This window comes from Nocardiopsis sp. M1B1 (assembly GCF_052466615.1).
Map to the genome: position 1 here is coordinate 2,701,078 of NZ_CP196194.1, position 18,010 is coordinate 2,719,087.

Consider the following 18,010-nt stretch of genomic DNA (forward strand, 5'->3'; position numbering starts at 1 on the left):
GTAACACCTCATATGTATTCATGCGCGGTTTTCACCATCCTTTGACCGGATACCTTCCCTAGTGGCGGCGGAGCGGCCGCGCCGCATCGGTCCGCGAACCCGTGGGAGGGGCGACTTGCCCGACAGCACGTACCACCAGATCCACTTCGCCTGGGCCGAACCCACCCTCCTCGGCCGGTTCGGCCCCGGGCCGGCCGCCTCCTCCCTCCCCGAGGCCGAGCAGCCCGTCCTGCGCTCCTGGCGTGACCGCCTCCTCCCCGCGCTCACCGCCGACTACCGCTCCGCGCTGCCCGACACCGACCCGGGGGAGTACCCCGAGACCCTCTGGGCGCGCGCCTACCCCGACGGGCAGGCCGCACTGGTCTACCGCTGGCCCGGCGACGTCCGGTCCGCGCACGCCTGGGCCATCGTGGGGCCCGCGCACGGCCTGACCCCGCCGCGGCTGCTCTCCCTGCACGAGAACCCCCACACCCGCCCGGCCTCGCGCCGCCCCCCGGAGCCGGGCTGGGCGACCATGGACACCCTGCCCACGCCCGAGCCCTGGGAGCGCACCGCCGCGCCCGGGGCCGTGCGCACCCGCGACCGGCGCGCCGCCGAGACCACCGTCGGGGACGAACCCCTCCTGGTGGGCGCGGTGGCCGCCGCCCTGTACCGGCCCGACGCGCCGATCCACATCGCCCTGGCGCCCGAACGGGCCGACCTGTGGCAGGCGGTGCAGCTGCGCTTCCTGTGGGGCGTGCACCGGGTGCTGCACGACGTGCTCACCCCGCCCCGCGCCATCCCCGCGGCCGGGTGGAGCTGGTCGTTCTCCACCTACGACCCGGTGCTGGGCACCTCGGACGGCCAGCACCTGGCCTTCGGCCCGCCGGTCGCCGACGCGCCCGGGCCCTTCCTGCGACCCCCGGCCCCCGACTACCGCGCGGTCGCCGAAGGGCTCGTGTCCGTCCTGCGGGAGGAGGGCGGGGACGCGCTCGCCCGCCACCTGGCCGAACGCGGCATCGCCGAGGCCCCGACCTTCGCCGACCGCCGCGCGCTGCTGCGCGACTGGCTCGACCCGCGGCCCCGGCGGTTCGACGACGTCCCCGTCCCCGAACGGCTGCCGGACGAGGACGCCGTCTACGGCGGGGAGCCCCTGCCCGACCTGCCCGAGGCCGAGGCCCCGGGGGAGGAGGAGACCGGCCCGTGGCCGCTCCCCGTGTCCCGCGTCCCAGTGGGCCGCCCGGGCCTGGAGGCGGAGGCGGTTCCGGGTGTGCCCGGCGGCCAGCGCTCCCTGAAGGGGATCACCGACGAGGGCGTGGAGTCCTCCGCCGCCGGAGCGGGCGGCGGACGGTTCGGGGACGGCCGCGCGGACCCCGCCGTACCCGGGGCCGAGGGGACCCACGGAGGCGACGGGGCACACCGGGAGCGCGGGACACGCGGGGGCGGTGAGCCGCACGGGGACGAGGAGGCCCACGGACGGAGCCGGACGCGCGGGGACGGCGGGGCGGACGGGGACAACGAGGCGCTCTGGCCCGAACCCGCGTCCGAACCCCCGCCGCGGGAACCGCAAGGCGACGGCCCCGGTGACGCCCCGCCGCGCCCGCACCCGCGCATCGCGCCTGCCCGGGGGCAGGCGTCCGCGGCCCCAGAGGCCCCCTCCGCGCGGTCCGGTGTCTTCGGGGCGCCCGAACCCCACCGCAGGCCGCGTCTGGTCCCGGACACCGGCGGACCGGCTGACCGTGCCTTCGAACCCGGTGACCCCGGGCCCCGCCGGTCCGCCTCCGCGGGCGAGGAGGCGGAGCGGAGCGGGTTCCGGTCCGCCGGTGCGCCGATGCCGGACGGACCGGAGGAGGAACCGTCCCGCGAGGGCGGACAGCCCGCCTTCCGGAGCGGCCGGGAGACCTTCCGGTTCCTCGGCCGCGGCAGACGCGCCGTTCCGGAGCCGGACGAGCCCCCGACCCGGGATGAGGAGCCACGGGACGAGGCCGCGCCCGCCCACGGAGCACCCGAGAGCGGGCCCGTTCCCGCGTCCCCGAGCGGGACGCCGGGAGACCACGCCGCCCACCCGTTCGAGTTCGCGGGCGGAGCGGAACGGAACGGGGACGCGGAGGAGGCCGCGTCCCGGAGCGGGTCGCGGGAGGACGCGGTCGCGACGGCGCCCCTGTTCGCGGACGGAGCGCGGCCGGAGGCGGCCGTGCCCGCGCCCGAGGACGGAGCGCCCCCGGGCGGGTCCGGCCCCCGGGCCGGAGCCCCGCGCGAGGAGAGCGCGCAAGCGCCACCGGCCCCGGCCCAGGACACCTTCGGAACGGGCGGCACGGTGAGCCTCGCCGGCGAGTCCGCCCCGCCCCCCGAATCCCTCCTCCAGCCCCCCGCCCCCGCGGACGAGTGGACCATCGCCGCCTCCCCCAGAACGCGGGGGACGTCACCGGACCGAAGGACCGCGGACCCCGACCCGGCTCCGGGGCCCGGCCTCACGGACGGCCCCGAGGACCGCGCCCCCGCCGACGCGCCGCCCCTGCCCGTGGTCCCCGACCCGGAGACCGGACCCCCACCGCCTGCGCCCCTCGACTACGCGACCGAGACCGAACCCGACCCGGAGCACTTCCCCGACGGCGAGGTCCCCGAGGACAACTGGCCCACCCAGTACGTCGACCTCCCCCTGGCCCGGCTGGAGCGCTGGCACTCCCGGCACGGACCCGAGGGCGCCCGCGTCGACATCCTCGACGCCCGCGCCGCCGTCCGGGCCGAACGCTCCGAACTCCAACGGGTCCGCGAGGAGCGCGACCACTACCACGCGGAGGTCCAGGACCTGCGCCGCGAGGTGGCCCGCCTGGACCGGCCCTGGCTGGACCGGGCGGACGAGGAGGAGGACGCCCCCGAGGCGCCCCGTCCCCGCCGCTGGCCCTCCCGCGCCCTGGCCCTGATCCTCCTGGCGGCCTTCCTGGCCACCGGACTGGAGGCGGGAGCCCGCTTCGGCCTGGGCACCCTGGACCTGTTCGGGCTGCTGGGCGCCGCGATCACCGGCGCCTCCTGGTGGCCCCTCTGACCAACTGACCGGCGTCACCGGAGCCCGGCCCGCCGGCCGGGCTCCCCGCGTGCCCGCCACCGTGCGCGGGTCCGTCCCGGCGCGCCCGCCGCCGGGTGCGGACCGCCCCGGCCTCACCCCTCGGCGGCCCCGGCCAGGCGTCCCAGCACCCGCGGGAGCTCCCCGGTGTGGGCCACCGCCAGCCGCCGCGTGGCCCGGGTGACCGCCACGTACAGGTCGTTGCCGCCGCGCGGCTGCGCCATTACCGCCCCCGGTTCCACGACCACCACCGCGTCGAACTCCAGCCCCTTGGACTCGGTCGCGGTCAGCACCACCACCACCGCCTCCTCCAGGGGGTCGCGCACTCGCCCCGGGGCCGCCGTCCCCGGCCGCGCGGCCCCCGGCAGCGCCGCCGCCACCGCGTCCGCGTGCCGGTCCGCGGTGACCACCGCGACCCGGCCGTCACCGACCGCGGCCGCCTCCTCGGCCACCAGCGCGGGCAGATCCGCCAGCGACGCCAGCCGCACCGCGCGCGGCGGGTCGCCCTCCTCGCGCACCGACTCCGGCACCTCCTCGCCCGGAGCGGCCACCCGCAGCACGTCGGCGGCCACCGCCATGATCGGCTCCGGCGTCCGGTAGTTCACCCGCAGCCGCTCCACGTGCACCTTGCCGGGCGCGTAGGGTTCCAGCGCCTCCGTCCACGAACGGGCCCCCGACGCGCTGCCGGTCTGCGCCACGTCCCCCACCACGGTCAACGACCGGGTCGGCACGCGCCGCATCACCGTGCGCCAGGCCATCGGAGACAGCTCCTGGGCCTCGTCCACGATCACGTGTCCGTACGTCCACTCCCGGTCCATGCCCGCCCGGTCCGCGGTGGTGCGCGCGGCCCCGGCGTCCCGGTGGCGCGCCGCCAGCGCCGCCGCGTCCATCATCCGGTCCTCGAACAGGCCGGTGAACTCCAGCACCCCCTGCGCGTACCGCTCCTCCTCGGCCCGCTCGGCGTCCTCGCGGCGCTCGCGCGCCCGCGCGGCGCCGTCGTCCTGCCCGAGCAGGTCCGCGGCCTCGTCCAGCAGCGGCACGTCCTCCACGGTCCACGGCTCCCCTGCGGAGCGCGCCAGGAGCGCGCACGCGTCCCCGCCGAACCCGGCCCGCGCGCCCACCCGCTCCAGCGCGGCCGGGTCGGCGAACAGCTCCCGCAGCAGCCGCTGCGGGGTCAGGTGCGGCCACAGGGCCTCCAGCGCCTCCCGCACCGGGTCCTCCGACCACAGCCGCGCGCCCGCGAACTCCAGGTCCTCCTCGTCCGCGGGCCGCCCGAGCAGGCGCGACTCGGCCCGGGCCAGCTCCGTGAGCAGGGAACCGACCGCGTACTTGCGCGCGGTGTTGTGCGGCAGGCGCAGCCCCCGAGCGGTCCGCAGCACCCGTTCGCACAGCGCCCCCGGCACGCGGAGCGCGCCCGCGTCGGTCTCCACGACCAGGTCCGCGCCGCCGAACGCCTCCAGCGGCGTGCGCTGGCGGTCGGCCACGGCCGCGTGCAGCAGGTCGGCCATCGCCAGGCAGCCCTTCACCGCCGCCGCGGCGTGCGCGTCGCGGCGGGTGGCCGCCACCCCCGGGAACAGCTCCCCGACCGTGCGCATCACCGCGTCGGTCTCCCCGAGGGAGGGCAGCACGTCGCCCACGTAGCGCAGGAACGCCGGGTTGGGCCCCACCACCAGCACACCGCGCCGCTCCAGCACGGCGCGGTGGGTGTAGAGCAGGTAGGCGGCGCGGTGCAGGGCCGCCACGGTCTTGCCGGTGCCGGGCCCGCCCTGGACCACCAGCACCCCGGCCAGCCGGGCGCGGATGACGCGGTCCTGTTCGGCCTGGATGGTGGCCACGATGTCGCCCATCCGCCCGGTCCGGCCCCGGCGCAGCGACGCCAGGAGCGCGGCCTCCCCGACCAGTTGGCGGCGGTCGGTCTCGCTCAGCCCGTCGGGGTCGAACACCTCGTCGTCGAGCCCGAGCACCCTGCGGCGGCGCACCCGCAGGTGGCGGCGGCGGGTGACCCCGTGCGGGTCCCCGGGCGTGGCGGCGTAGAAGGGGCGTGCGGCCGGCGCCCGCCAGTCCACCAGGATGGTCTCGTACTCGGCGTCGCGCAGCCCGATCCGGCCCACGTACCGGGTCTCGGGCCCGTCGCCCTCAGGGGAGAGGTCGACGCGGCCGAAGCACAGGCCCTCCTCGACCGCCCCCAGCTGGGCGCGTCGGCGCGCCTGCTCGTAGGAGCGGGTCTCGCGCTCCACGAGGGCCGCGTACCCCCCGCGCTCCTGGAGGTGGGCGGAGGCGAGCTGCTCGGAGGTGTGGGCGCGCAGGGCGTCCAGGCGCTCGTACATCGCGCTGACCCTGGCCTGTTCCGCGGTCAGGGCCGACGATGCGCCCCCGTCGGCGCCGGTTTGACAGAACTCCATCGGCTTGCTATGCTCCATATGTTGGATTTTTTGTGGGCGAATCCAAAAAGCGACAATGGGCTACGCACCCTAGCACAGCGCCGCGCGCCCGCGCGAGAGCGCTTTCGCGTCATCCCCCTCGACGCGCCGCCGCACGCCCCCACCCTCCGCTCCGCGCGAGTTCCCCGCACGTCGCGACCGGAAAACCTCCGCGTCGGCCTCCCCAGCACACACCGCACCCGCTACACTCGTGCCCATGCGACAGACGACCACCCAGGCTCAGTGGTGGCGCCGCCCCTAGGCGGTGCTCCGAGTTCGCATACCCATGCAGCGACCGCCCCGGACCGGCGGTCGTTTCGTGTTCCACGGCCCCGGACGGTGCGGCCCATCCGACCGCGCAGCCAAAAGGACCGGCCGTGAACCCCAGCGACGCACAGACCAGCACGTACCTCACCGAGGGCGGCGTCACCGTCCACCGCAGCGCCACCGCCTGCGACCCCGAGATCCTCACCGAGCTCGTCCGCTCGGTCGAGCTGCGCCGCGGCGGAGTGCTCTCCTCCGGCATGGAGTACCCGGGCCGGTACGACCGCTGGCACCTGGGCTACGTCGACCCGTGCCTGGAGATCACCACGCGCGGGCGCCGCGTCACCGCCACCGCCCTCAACGCCCGCGGCCGCGTCCTGCTGCCCGTCCTGGCCGGGGCCCTGTACTCCGTCGGCCTGCCCGACCCCGACAGCACCCTTGCCGACCTCCGGCACGGCAGTGTCGCCGTCACCGTCCCCGAACCCGACCCGGGGGAGTTCTTCACCGAGGAGGAGCGCAGCCGCCGCCCCAGCGTCTTCACCGCGCTGCGCGCCGTCATGGCCGCCCTGCGCAGCCCCGAGGACGCCAACCTGGGCCTGTACGGCGCCTTCGGCTACGACCTGGCCTTCCAGTTCGAGCCCATCGAGCAGCACATCGACCGCGACCCCGATGACCGCGACCTGGTCCTGCACCTGCCCGACGCCGTCATCGTCCGCGACCGCAAGCGCGAGACCTGCGTGCGCTACACCTACGACTTCACCGTCCCCGCCGACGGCGACCGCGCCGAGGCCACCACGCGCGGCCTGCCGCGCGAGACCGAACCCACCCCGCCCGTGGTCGCCGCCGAGGTGCCCGAGGGCCCCGAACCCGGCTCCTACGCCCGCGTCGTGGCCGAGGCCAAGGAGAAGTTCCGGCGCGGCGACCTGTTCGAGGTCGTCCCCGGGCACCGCACCTACGCCCGCTGCTCCTCGCCCGCCCGCTTCTACGAGCTGCTGCGCGAGCGCAACCCCGCCCCCTACGAGTTCTTCTTCAACCTCGGCGGGGGCGAGTACCTGGTCGGCGCCTCCCCGGAGATGTTCGTCCGCGTCACCGGCGAGCCCGGCACCGGCCAGCGCGTGGAGACCTGCCCCATCTCGGGCACCATCCGCCGCGGCGAGGACGCCCTGGGCGACGCCGAGAACATCCAGGAGCTGCTCTCCTCGGTCAAGGAGAAGTCCGAGCTCACCATGTGCACGGACGTGGACCGCAACGACAAGTCGCGCGTGTGCGAGCCGGGCAGCGTCCGCGTGATCGGCCGCCGCCAGATCGAGATGTACTCGCGCCTGATCCACACCGTGGACCACATCGAGGGCACCCTGCGCCGCGACTTCGACGCCCTGGACGCCTTCCTCACCCACATGTGGGCGGTCACCGTCACCGGCGCGCCCAAGACCTGGGCGATGCGGTTCATCGAGCAGCACGAGACCAGCCCACGCCGCTGGTACGGCGGCGCCGTCGGCGTGCTCAACTTCGACGGCTCCATGAACACCGGCCTGACCCTGCGCACCGCGCACATCCGCGACGGCGTGGCCGCCGTGCGCGTGGGCGCCACCCTGCTCTACGACTCCGACCCCGAGGCCGAGGAGCGCGAGACCTTCCTCAAGGCGCGCGCCCTGCTGGAGACCCTCGCCCTGGGCGAGCGGGAGGACTCCCCGGCGCGGGCGGACAGTGAGACCGCGGCCGGGCCCGCCCAGCTCCCGGGGGAGGGCATGCGGGTGCTCCTGGTCGACCACGAGGACTCCTTCGTCAACACCCTCGCCGACTACGTGCGCCGCCACGGGGCCGAGGTGACCACGGTCCGCTACGGGTTCGACCCGGCCCTGCTCGACCGGCTCGCCCCCGACCTGGTCGTGCTCTCGCCCGGACCCGGCCTGCCCGAGGACTTCGGGATGTCGGCCCTGCTGGACGCGCTCGCCGTCCGCGGCCTGCCGGTGTTCGGGGTGTGCCTGGGCCTCCAGGGGATGGTGGAGCACGCCGGGGGAGAACTGCGCACCCTGGACGAGCCGGTGCACGGCAAGCCGGGCCGTGTGCGGGTCCACGGCGGACGGCTCCTCAGCGGTCTGGACGAGGCGGACGCCTTCCCGGCCGCCCGCTACCACTCCACCTACACCCTCCCCGAGCTGGTCAAGCACTTCGAGGTCACCGCCGTCCTGGAGGGCGGGGCGGACGAGGAACCCGTCGTCATGGCCGTGGAGGACCCGGCCGCGCGGTGGTACGCGGTCCAGTTCCACCCCGAGTCGATCCTCACCGCGACGGTCGGCGAGGGCATCGTGGCGCGGGTCCTGCGCCTGGCCCGCGGCTGAGGGCCGCGGCGGCGCCCCGGGGACCGTCCCCGGGGGCCGCGGACCCCCGCGCCGAGGTCGTGTGCGGAGGGTCACGCGGGCATTTCGAGGAGTGCGGAGATATCCGGTGCACGGGCACCCACCTGCACCAAGACGCCTTTCCCAAATCACATCCAACCGAAAAGTTTGATCAACCCGTTACGGGACAGTGGTTGTGTATGGGTATTCTGCTGACAATCCTCGGAATCATTCTCATCGTCGCCGGTGTTCTCGGGGTGCTGCGCGGGCAGCTCCTGTGGGGCATCATCGCCATCGTCGTCGGGCTCTTCGTGGCCCCCGGCTACTTCTACGGCTTCTAGCGGGTTGTCCCTCCTCTCCACGACAGGAACGCACGACCAGGAAGCACGCACGGCACAGATCGCGGGCCGGGCGCCCGACCGGGAACACCCGGCGGGCGCCCGGCCCGCACCCTGTCCCCGGCCGACCCCCGCCGACCCCGTGTACCCTCGGGGAGGGCTGGTCAGCCCCCGCCCCCGTCACGCCCTCCGCGCCCCGCGCCGCCCGTCGGCCGCGGTGCTCAGGCGTGCGCACGGGGAGCCGGGAACACGAACGGGAGGCATGCTGTGAAGAGGGTCGAGCCGCAGGTCCGTCTGGTGGCGCGTCCGCAGGTGGACTACGACGCCGTCGCCGACTACCTCAAGGAGGTCGGCGGGGAGGCGTGGCTGGAGCGGTTCGACCGCGGTGAGCTCGACGCCCACCTCAACGACCCCCAGAATCTCGCCGAGTTCGCCGGGCGGCTGTGCTACCGCTCCTGGGAACCGGGCCTGAACCCCAACGTGACCCGGGTGCGCACCGACCAGGACGCCTACCTCGGCAACATCCTGGCCAGCATGCACGGCTCCGTCCTGGAGCACATCAGCTTCAGCTTCGTCCTGCACAACGTCTCGCGCGTGCTCACCCACGAGCTGATCCGGCACCGTCCGGGCGTGGCCGTCTCCCAGGAGTCCCTGCGGTTCGTGCGCCTGTCCGACCTGCCGTTCTGGTTCCCCGACTGGGCCGAGGAGGACCCCGAGCTGATGGAGCGCGCCACCGCGATGCTCCGCCAGATGGAGGAGTTCCAGCTCTGGATGGCCGACCACTTCGGCCTGGACGACGAGGGCGTCAAGTTCGCGGAGAAGAAGCACAAGACCTCCTTCATGCGCCGCTTCGCCCCCGAGGGCGTGGCCACCGGCCTGGTGTGGACCGCCAACGTGCGCACCCTGCGCCACACCCTGGAGGCGCGCACCGCCCCCGGCGCGGAGGAGGAGATCCGCCTGCTGTTCCACCTCATCGGCCGGACCCTCCAGGAGGAGGCCCCGGCGCTCTTCGGCGACTACGAGGTCCAGGACGGCGCCTGGGTGCCCAGGTACCGCAAGGTCTGAGCGCCGTGCGACACTGCGGCCCGCCCCTCGGGGCGGGCTTTTTTGTGCGCGCAGGAAACCGGGACTTCTCCCCTTCCGGCGGGTGCGCGGCCCGCCGCGCCCGGCGCGGGGCGGGGGAGCGTCCGGGCAGCCGTTCCCGCGCCTGACCCGCCGTCACAGAGGGCTTCCCGGCCTCTCGTGCCCCCTGCGCACCCCGGAGAAACCGCCCGTTCCGGACCCCCTCCCTTCCGGAGAACGCACCTTTTCTTCGATAACGCTATCTAAGCCGCGAGCGGTACACATCTCAGCGAAGGCATGGAAAGCATTCTTTTCGGTATTTTCCTCCCCTGATGCTTTCTCTCCGGTTCGGCTCCGGGTAGCGGCTGCCCGAAATCCTCCGCTGGACCGCACCGGCTCTGGCCTTTGCGGTGACGACGGGCCAGGATGTCCGGGTCGGCTTCGCCGTATCGGTGATATGCGCGGGCCGATCCTTCGGAAAAGGTGCGGAACGAAAATGGAGGCAATCGGAATGAGGGCTCTCGTGTCCGCCGCGGCGGCACTCGCGTTCGCGGCGGGCGGGTCCGTGGCGGGCGCCGCTCCGGCCCACGCCGCGACCGGTGAGGTCGTCGTCTTCACGACCGAGTTCGAGGAGCTGCGCCGCTACCCCGAACCCCCGTCGGGCACCTGCCAGCGGCTCCCCGAGACCGCACACGTGCTGGTCAACCTCACCGACGCGGACGTGCGCATGCACGCCGGCACGACCTGCTTCGGGCCGTCGGTCCTGGTCGCGCCGGACCACGGCTGGCACGCTCCGCCCAGCGGGCTGTTCAGCTTCTCGGTGGCCTGACCCCGACCGGTCCCGCGGCTCCCTTCCGGCGGTCGCGGGGCCGTCCGGTGTTCCGGCGGCGGTGTGGCCGCCGGGGAGAAAACACCACGAAAGTACGCATTTCCTTCTCGCAGTGCGGACGGCAACATGTCCGTTTCCGAGTTTTCGGACCCAGGGACATGTTCTCTGCTTTGACGCTTTCGGCGCGATGTCCCAGTGTGGTCGGAAAGCGCGTGGCCGCTGCGCCCCGGGATTCGGCAGCGCACCGCCGTGAAAGCAGAAGGGAAAGGTGCCCGTACGTTATGCTGCACACCCTCATCGTCGGCCTGGGCAGATCGGGAGAAGGGCTGCACCTGCCGTCCCTGGCCAAGGCACGGGCCCAGGCCCCCGCCCTGTTCGCCCCGGGGCCGGTGATGGGGTTCGACCCGTTCCGGGGCCCCGTCGAGGGGGTCCTCACGGCCGACTCCCTGGAGGAGGCGACCCGCTGCGCGCCGCCCCCGCGCACCGTGGTCCACCTGTGCACGCCTCCGCACCTGCGCTCCGGCCCGCTGGAGCATCTGGCCCGCCTCGGCTACCGCATGGTCGTCGTGGAGAAGCCGCTGGCCTTGGACCTGGTGGAGCTGGCCGCCGTCGCCCGGCTGCGGCGGCGCTGGGACCTGGACCTGACCGTCACCACCCAGTGGCTGGACAGCGCGCTCACGCGGCGCCTGCGCGCCGCGGTGCGGGGCCGCGTCTTCGGCGACCTGCGCGCCATCACGGTCCTGCAGAACAAGCCCCGCTTCACCCGCACCGCCCAGACGCCGGGCCACCCCACCGCCTTCGACGTGGAGGTCCCGCACGCGCTGGCCGTGGTGATCAGCCTGGCCGGGGGAGCGGACGTCACCGCGGCCTGTCTGGAGGACATGGTCACCGAGCAGACCCGGCTGCCCGGACTGGGCCGCGCCCGCCTCGACCTCGCCCACCACGGCGGGGTGCGCAGCCGGATCGACTCGGACCTGACCTCCCCCGTCCGCGAGCGCCGCATCGCGCTGGAGTTCGACCGCGCCGTGCTCACCGGCCACTACCCGTGCAGCGCGGCCGACCACACCGCCCAGCTGTCGGTGGACGCCACCGGACACCGGGCCTCCCACTCGGTCTTCGCCGACGACGCCCTCCCCGCCTTCCTCCGCGCCGCCTACGCCCGCTACGCCCGCTCCTTCCGCGGTCCCGGCACGCTCCCGGTCCAGGTCGAGGCGGTCCGGCTGCTCACCGAGGCCAAGCGGATGTGCGCGGCCCCCGGCCGCAGGCAGGAGGTGGGCAGTGCCGTCGGCGCCTGAACACACCGCTCCGCCGCTCGCCGGGATCGGCGACGAGGCGGCACCCGACCTCGACGGACAGCTCGCCGCCCTCGCCGAACTCGGCTGGAACCGCCTGGAACTGCGCACCGTCGACGGGACCGCGCTGGCCGCCCTGGACGAGCGGACCTTCGACCGCGCCGCCGGACGGATACGCGAGGCCGGGACCGACGTGGTCGCCGTCGCCTCCCGAATCGCCGACTGGTCCAGGCCCGCCACCGGCGACTTCGCCCCCGACCTGGCCGAACTGGACGTCCTGGCCCGGCGCTGCGCGGCGCTGGGCACCCGGATGGTACGGGTCATGTCCTACCCCCGCGACGGGCTCCCCGAGGTCGAGTGGGGGCGGCGCGTCCGCGCCCGCCTGCGCGAACTGGCCCGCCGGGCCGAGGACGCGGGCCTGGTGCTGGTGCACGAGAACTGCGCGGGCTGGGCCGGGGACCGCGCCGACCGCGCCCTGGAACTGCTGGCCGAGGTGGACAGCCCGGCCCTGCGGCTTCTGTTCGACACCGGCAACGGCGTCGCCCACGGCTACCGGGCCCCGGAGATGCTGCGCCACCTCCTCGACCACGTGGAGCACGTGCACGTCAAGGACGCCGTCACCGCGCCCGACGGCGGGGTCGACTACGTCCTGCCCGGTCAGGGGGAGGCCGGAACCGCCGAGTGCCTGCGGCTGCTGGCCGCCGACGGCTACACCGGAACGCTGTCCATCGAGCCCCACCTGCACCTGCGCCCGCACCTGCGGGTCTCGGGCGCCGACCCCGGCCGCGGCGACCGGCCCGCCTTCGTCGCCTACGGGCGCGCACTGGAGGACCTCCTGGCCCGCACCTGGCACACCGGGGACGACCCCCACAGCGGCGGGGACACGGACCCCCACGTCGCGACCGGGGCCGCCCGTACCGCTGACGGTCTCCGCCGCACCGAGGGGGTCCGGTGACCGCCGTGCTCAACCCCGCCGACCACGACCTGCTGCTGCGGCTGCTCGAACTGCCCACCGCGGGCCCGCTGGAGACCGGCCCCGACGGGCCCCCGCCGCTGCTGCGCGAGGCCCAGCTCCTCTACGCCCGCGCCGCCGCCGAAGCCGGGTTCGACGTCGTGCACCACGCCCCGGCCCGGCCCGCCGACATGGACCGGCCGGACGTCCCGGCCCCGGTCCGCGAGGCCCTGGCCCGCCCCGGCTTCCTCGGCTGCCAGCCCAGCCTCGTGCTCCGGCTGGGCCCCGACCTGCCCGCCGAGCGCACCGTGATGTTCAACGTGCACCTGGACACGGTCGCCGGGCGGCAGCCGGTCGGCTTCGACGGCGAACGCTTCCACGGGCGCGGCGCCATCGACGCCAAGGGCCCGGCGGTGGCGCTGCTGGCCGGGGTGCGGGCCGCCCGCGAACGCGACCCGGCCGTCGGCCGCGACGTCGCGGTGCTCGTCCAGGCCGTGGCCGGGGAGGAGGGCGGAGCCATGGGCACCCTCGGCACCCGGCCGCTGGTCGAACGCGGCCACACCGGCCGCCTCAACATCTTCTGCGAGCCCACCCGGATGCGGTTCCTCACACGCAGCACCGCGGCGATGACCGCCCGGATCTCGGTCCGCGGGGACGACGCCATCGACGACCGCCCGCACACCGGGCACAACGCCTCCGTCCTGCTGGGCCACCTGGCCCGGCACCTGGGCCGCGCCCTGGACGCGTACGCCCGATCCGGCGCGGTGTGCCTGGCCGGGCTGCACACCGGCACCCTGCACAACAGGGTCTACGGCAGCGGGTCGCTGCTGCTCAACCTCGCCTACGCGGACGCCGCCGCCGGACGCGCCCTGGAACGCGCCCTGACCGACGCGCTCGACGCGGGACTGGACGCCTTCACCAAGGACTTCGCCGACACCGCGCTGTTCGCCCGCACCGCCGCCGACGCCCGCGCCCTCACCCGCCTGGAGTGGACCAAGCGCGGCCTGCCCGCGCTGGACGACCGCGACCCCTGGGGGCCCGCCCTGCTGCGCCGCGCCGGAATCGCACCGTGGCCCGCGGACGAACCCGCCTTCACCTGTGACGCGATCTGGATGTCCGGGGTCGCCGGAGCCAGCACCGCCGTGCTGGGCCCCGGCGACCTGGCCGCCAACAACGCGCACGCCGACGGCGAGTTCGCGCGCGTCGACGAACTCGACGGGTTCGCCGACGCGGTCGCCCGCGTCCTGGCCGCCTTCACCGACCAGATCCCGCGTCGGGCCCCCGGGCCCGACGACCCGCCCGAGGCCCGAGAGCCGCACACCGACGAAGAGCCCCACACCACCGACGAGGAAGGCGACGAGGACATGCGCGCACACCACAACCCCGCCCGGGAGGCCCGGTGACCACCGCGGCCCCCACCCAGGCCCCGCCGGAACACGAGGCCGTGCGGGTACGCCACGACGACCTGGTCGCGTTCGCCGCCGGGGTGTTCGCCGACCGAGGCCTGCCCCCCGACCGGGCGGCCGAGGCGGCGCGCGCCCTGTGCCACGGAGACCTCGCCGGTCCGCGCTCGCACGGCCTGGCCAACCTGACCCGCCTCTACCTGCCGCTCCTCGACGAGGGCAGGGCCGACCCCGCCGCCGAGCCGCGCGTCCTCGCCGACCTCGGCGCCGCCGTGCTCTGGGACTCCCGGAGGGCCCTGGGCCTGTGGGCGGCCAGCGAGGCCATGGACCTGGCCGCCGAGCGCGCCGCGCGCCACGGCATCGGACTGGTGTCCGTGCGCGGCGCCACCCACCTGGGCTGCGCCGGGTACCACGCGCTGCGCGCGGCCGAACGCGGCATGGTGGGCCTGGTGGCCAGCAACTGCGGACGCCAGCGCATCGCCCGTCCGCCCGGCGGCGCGGTCGCGATGCTGGGCACCAACCCGCTCAGCGTCGCCGCCCCGGCGGGGGAGCACCCCCCGTTCCTGCTCGACATGAGCACCACGGCCGCGCCCACCGGCCGGGTCCGCCAGGCCGCCCGCGAGGGCCTCACCCTGCCCGAGGGCCTGCTGTGCGACGACACCGGCGCGCCCGTCACCGACCCCGCCGCCTTCGACGCCGGGCGCGCGCACCTGATGTGGCTGGGCGGCGACGCGGGACGCTACAAGGGCTTCGGCCTCGGGCTCATGGTCGAGGTGCTCTCCGCGCTGGTCCCGGGGGCCGGGACGGGCCCGCACCCCGACGCCCTGGACGGGGACGGCGGCCCGAGCGGACGCGACGACGACATCGGCTTCTTCGTGGCCGCGATCGCGCCCGACGCCCTGCGGCAGGGGGCCGAGGACGACGCGCGCGAGCTGTTCGGCGCGCTGCTGGACTGCCCGCCCACCGACCCGGACGCGCCGGTGCGCTACCCCGGCTGGCACGAGCACCACCGGGCGCGGGAACTGCGACTGACGGGCGTGCCGCTGGAGGCGGAGCTGTACGCCGAGCTGGCGGAGCTGGCCGACCGGACCGGCCTGCCCCTCCAGGCGATGCGGGAGGAGACCCGATGAGCGCCCCGCTGCGCACCGGGCTGGTCGGCCTCGGCGTGATCTCCCGCTTCTACCTGGAGGCCCTGCGCACCGCGCCCGGCCTGGACCTGGTCGCGGTGTGCGACCGCGACCCCGGCGTGCTCGCCGCCCACCCGGTCGGGGCGCGGGGCTACACCGACCACGTCAGGATGCTCGACGAGACCGGACTGGACGCGCTGGTGGTCACCGCGCCCAACGACGCCCACGCTCCCATCTGCGCCGACGCGCTGCGGCGCGGGGTGGCCGTGTGCGTGGAGAAGCCGCTCGCGCTGGACGCCGTCCAGGGGGAGGCGCTGGCCGCGCTCGCCCGCGACCGGGACACGGTGCTGTTCACCGCCTTCCACCGCCGGTACAACTCCGCGCTCGCGCGGCTGCGCCGGGACCTGGCCGGACGGCGGGTGGAGGAGCTGACCGTGCGCTACCTGGAACGGATCGAGGAGCACGCCGGGACCGACACCTGGTACCTGGACCCGGCCCGCTGCGGCGGCGGGTGCGTGGCCGACAACGGACCCAACGCCTTCGACCTGGTGGAGTGGCTGCTCGGCCCCGCCGAGGCCGAGTCGGCGCGCGTCACGCGCGACGCCGCGGGCACCGACCGCCGGGCCGAGGTCGTGCTGCGCGCCGCGGGGGCGCGCGCACGCGTCCTGCTCGACTGGTCCCACCCCGGCGAGCGCAAGGACGTCGAGGCGCGCACCGCCGACGGGGAGGTGCTCACGGCGGACATGCTGGAGGGCCACCCCGGGTTCAAGGACTCCCTGTGGCACGAGTACGTGGGCGTGCTCGCCGAGTTCGAGCGGCGGGTGCGCGGCGGCGTGGTCGAGGACCCCGGCGGGCCGTCCGCGCTGCGGCTGGTCGGGGACGCCTACCGCCTGGCGGAGGCCGCGGAGCCGACGAGGGAGGGGGCGCGGTGAACCCCCGTGAGGACGGTCCCAAACGGGACGTCACCGCGACGCTGGTCAAGGTCCTGGTGCACCGCAGGAGCGAGCGGGGCATGCGGCTCGAACCCCACGCCAGCCGGTGCGTGCGCGCTGGGGAGGTGCACGAGCTGGTCGCCACCGACCACACCGAGACCGCCGAGGGGGCCCGGATCGACCGGGTGGGCTTCCTCGGGTTCGCCGAGATCACCGGCGCCGGGGTGGTGGACCGGGGCGACGAGGTGTGGATCGGCCCGCGCCGGGTGGGGACGGTGCTCGGCTTCGACGCCTGCCACATGCCCAACCACTACAACGTGCTCGTCCACGCCGACCCGCTGCCGACCGGGCGGGACCTGGGTCTGGCCGCGGGTGAGTGTCTGGTGTTCCGGCAGGGGGAGCCGGTCGGCGCCGACCCGGCCGCCGCAACGGTTTCCGAAGAATCTGGCATTTGCTGAAAGATGTCCGATATAAAAAATCAATTACCCCCGTGGATTCTTCTGAACCCCTTTTGTGGGACACGCTCGCAGGCTAATGTTCTGGGTGTGGGGAGGGTCCGGCCGGACTCGGCCGGAGGGTCCTTTCCTGTGCTCGGAGAGAGCATCGTACGTCTGTTTTTCCATGGGAACTGAGAGGGAAAATAAATGACGACCGCAACCAAGGCCAACAGCCGCCTCGAAGAGCGCTTCCGCCTCTGGGACTCCAACGGCAACGGGACCATCGAGCGCTCGGACTTCGAGACCGAGGCGAACGACATCGTCTCGCGCCTGGGAGCCGAGGGCACCGCTCAGGGCAACGAGCTCAAGACCGCCTACCTGGCGATGTTCGACCACCTGGCCGCCGCCGCCGGCACCCAGGAGATGAGCCAGGAGCAGTTCGTCCAGGCCGCCGAGCAGGAGATCATCAGCAAGGGCGACGCCGGCTTCGCCTCGGTCGTCCAGCCGACCATCCAGGCCATCGTCAACGTGCTGGACACGAGCGGCGACGGTGAGATCAGCCCCTCCGAGATGCAGAAGTGGTTCGCCGCCATCGGTCTCCAGGGCGCCGAGGCCGACCGTGCCTTCGCCGAGCTGGACACCGACGGCAGCGGCAAGCTGTCCACCACCGAGCTGGTCGACGCGGTCCGCGACTACCACCTCGGCCGCAACGACATCCCCCTCCTCGGGAGCTGAGACCCCTCGTCCCGGCCGCGGCCGACCGCCGCGGCCGGGACCACTTCCCGCCCCTCTCCCCTCCGCGGTGCGAGAAGGCGGGAAAACGAAGTGCACCGGCCCTCCCGTTCCGTCTTTCCCGAGGCGCACGGGAAGGGCTTTATTCGGCGTGGAAAACGGTCGGAGTCCGGTTTGCGGCGCCCTTTTCGAATGCCGGTATGACGTCGTGCTTCTGTTGTTCCACGGAAGTTGTTCCACAGAAGAAGTGAGGGAAAGCCCATGACGACCGCGACCAAGACCGCCAGCCGCCTGGAGGAGCGTTTCCGCCTCTGGGACGTCGACGGCAACGGGGTGATCGAGCGCTCGGACCTCGCGGCCGAGGCCGACGGCATCGTCTCGCGCCTGGGGGCCGAGGGCACCGCCCGTGGCGACGCGCTCAAGGCCGCCTACCTGGGCATGTTCGACCGCCTGGCGGCGGCCGCGGGCACCGACCGGATGAACCGCGACCAGTTCATGGAGGTCGCCGGGCGCGAGATGGTCGGCAGCGAGGACGGCTTCGCCGAGATCGCCCGGCCGACGCTCCAGGCCACCATGGACGTGCTCGACACCGACGGCGACGGCGAGGTCAGCCGGAGCGAGATGCGCCAGTGGCTCGACGCCGTCGGCGTCAGTGCGCGGGACGCCGACCGCGTCTTCGACGAACTCGACACCGACGGCAGCGGCACGCTCTCCGCCTCCGAACTGGTCGACGCGGTCCGCGACTACCACCTCGGCCGCAACGACATCCCCCTCCTCGGCGGCTGAGCCCCCGATCCGGCCGGGGCCCGCCGCCCCGGCCGCCGACCGCCCCCCTCCCGC

Annotated in this window: 14 protein-coding genes; 13 read left to right on the forward strand and 1 reads right to left on the reverse strand. The window is 74.8% G+C overall.

Annotated features, from left to right (window positions below; genetic code table 11):
* Positions 1-115: 115 nt before the first annotated feature.
* Positions 116-3,025 (forward strand): hypothetical protein, encoded by a 2,910-nt coding sequence (locus tag ACSTA4_RS11545; RefSeq protein ID WP_444963520.1) that lies wholly within the window; start codon positions 116-118, stop codon positions 3,023-3,025.
* Between the two features lie 113 nt (positions 3,026-3,138).
* Here ACSTA4_RS11545 and ACSTA4_RS11550 read toward each other — a convergent pair whose 3' ends face one another.
* On the reverse strand, positions 3,139-5,445 hold the full coding sequence (locus tag ACSTA4_RS11550; RefSeq protein WP_444964147.1) for a HelD family protein: 2,307 nt from the start codon (positions 5,443-5,445) through the stop codon (positions 3,139-3,141).
* 395 nt (positions 5,446-5,840) lie between these two features.
* Here ACSTA4_RS11550 and ACSTA4_RS11555 point away from each other — a divergent pair, with 395 nt between their 5' ends.
* From ACSTA4_RS11555 to ACSTA4_RS11610, 12 genes are all read left to right on the forward strand, one after another.
* On the forward strand, positions 5,841-8,069 hold the full coding sequence (locus tag ACSTA4_RS11555) for an anthranilate synthase component I (protein ID WP_444963521.1): 2,229 nt from the start codon (positions 5,841-5,843) through the stop codon (positions 8,067-8,069).
* A gap of 197 nt (positions 8,070-8,266) precedes the next feature.
* The gene (locus tag ACSTA4_RS11560; protein ID WP_013152479.1) at positions 8,267-8,407 is read left to right on the forward strand and encodes a GPGG-motif small membrane protein; all 141 of its coding nucleotides are present in this window, start codon (positions 8,267-8,269) and stop codon (positions 8,405-8,407) included.
* 264 nt (positions 8,408-8,671) lie between these two features.
* Complete coding sequence (gene thyX, locus ACSTA4_RS11565; RefSeq protein WP_416025283.1) at positions 8,672-9,469, forward strand: FAD-dependent thymidylate synthase; 798 nt, start codon at positions 8,672-8,674, stop codon at positions 9,467-9,469.
* A 508-nt stretch (positions 9,470-9,977) separates the two neighbouring features.
* Positions 9,978-10,295, forward strand: a complete 318-nt coding sequence (locus tag ACSTA4_RS11570) for a hypothetical protein (RefSeq protein WP_212640394.1) — start codon at positions 9,978-9,980, stop codon at positions 10,293-10,295.
* A 281-nt stretch (positions 10,296-10,576) separates the two neighbouring features.
* Positions 10,577-11,590 (forward strand): oxidoreductase, encoded by a 1,014-nt coding sequence (locus ACSTA4_RS11575; RefSeq protein WP_444963522.1) that lies wholly within the window; start codon positions 10,577-10,579, stop codon positions 11,588-11,590.
* Entirely contained in the window at positions 11,574-12,542 is a 969-nt protein-coding gene (locus tag ACSTA4_RS11580) for a sugar phosphate isomerase/epimerase family protein (RefSeq protein WP_444963523.1), read from the forward strand. Before ACSTA4_RS11575 ends, ACSTA4_RS11580 begins: the two co-directional genes overlap by 17 nt.
* Entirely contained in the window at positions 12,539-13,942 is a 1,404-nt protein-coding gene (locus tag ACSTA4_RS11585) for a M20/M25/M40 family metallo-hydrolase (RefSeq protein ID WP_444963524.1), read from the forward strand. Before ACSTA4_RS11580 ends, ACSTA4_RS11585 begins: the two co-directional genes overlap by 4 nt.
* Positions 13,939-15,072, forward strand: coding sequence for an Ldh family oxidoreductase (locus ACSTA4_RS11590; RefSeq protein WP_444963525.1), 1,134 nt, complete (start codon positions 13,939-13,941; stop codon positions 15,070-15,072). Before ACSTA4_RS11585 ends, ACSTA4_RS11590 begins: the two co-directional genes overlap by 4 nt.
* Complete coding sequence (locus ACSTA4_RS11595; RefSeq protein WP_444963526.1) at positions 15,069-16,001, forward strand: Gfo/Idh/MocA family protein; 933 nt, start codon at positions 15,069-15,071, stop codon at positions 15,999-16,001. Before ACSTA4_RS11590 ends, ACSTA4_RS11595 begins: the two co-directional genes overlap by 4 nt.
* Positions 15,998-16,459 (forward strand): DUF6917 domain-containing protein, encoded by a 462-nt coding sequence (locus ACSTA4_RS11600; RefSeq protein WP_444963527.1) that lies wholly within the window; start codon positions 15,998-16,000, stop codon positions 16,457-16,459. Before ACSTA4_RS11595 ends, ACSTA4_RS11600 begins: the two co-directional genes overlap by 4 nt.
* A gap of 186 nt (positions 16,460-16,645) precedes the next feature.
* Entirely contained in the window at positions 16,646-17,173 is a 528-nt protein-coding gene (locus ACSTA4_RS11605; RefSeq protein WP_248769919.1) for an EF-hand domain-containing protein, read from the forward strand.
* A gap of 258 nt (positions 17,174-17,431) precedes the next feature.
* On the forward strand, positions 17,432-17,956 hold the full coding sequence (locus ACSTA4_RS11610) for an EF-hand domain-containing protein (RefSeq protein WP_444963528.1): 525 nt from the start codon (positions 17,432-17,434) through the stop codon (positions 17,954-17,956).
* The last annotated feature ends 54 nt before the right edge of the window (positions 17,957-18,010 follow it).

Coding starts and splice junctions, on each gene's coding strand:
- ACSTA4_RS11550 (WP_444964147.1), bottom strand. CDS start 5,445: ATGGAGTTCTGTCAAACCGGCGCCGACGGGGGCGCATCGTCGGCCCTG.
- ACSTA4_RS11560 (WP_013152479.1), top strand. CDS start 8,267: ATGGGTATTCTGCTGACAATCCTCGGAATCATTCTCATCGTCGCCGGT.
- ACSTA4_RS11570 (WP_212640394.1), top strand. CDS start 9,978: ATGAGGGCTCTCGTGTCCGCCGCGGCGGCACTCGCGTTCGCGGCGGGC.
- ACSTA4_RS11575 (WP_444963522.1), top strand. CDS start 10,577: ATGCTGCACACCCTCATCGTCGGCCTGGGCAGATCGGGAGAAGGGCTG.
- ACSTA4_RS11595 (WP_444963526.1), top strand. CDS start 15,069: ATGAGCGCCCCGCTGCGCACCGGGCTGGTCGGCCTCGGCGTGATCTCC.
- ACSTA4_RS11605 (WP_248769919.1), top strand. CDS start 16,646: ATGACGACCGCAACCAAGGCCAACAGCCGCCTCGAAGAGCGCTTCCGC.
- ACSTA4_RS11610 (WP_444963528.1), top strand. CDS start 17,432: ATGACGACCGCGACCAAGACCGCCAGCCGCCTGGAGGAGCGTTTCCGC.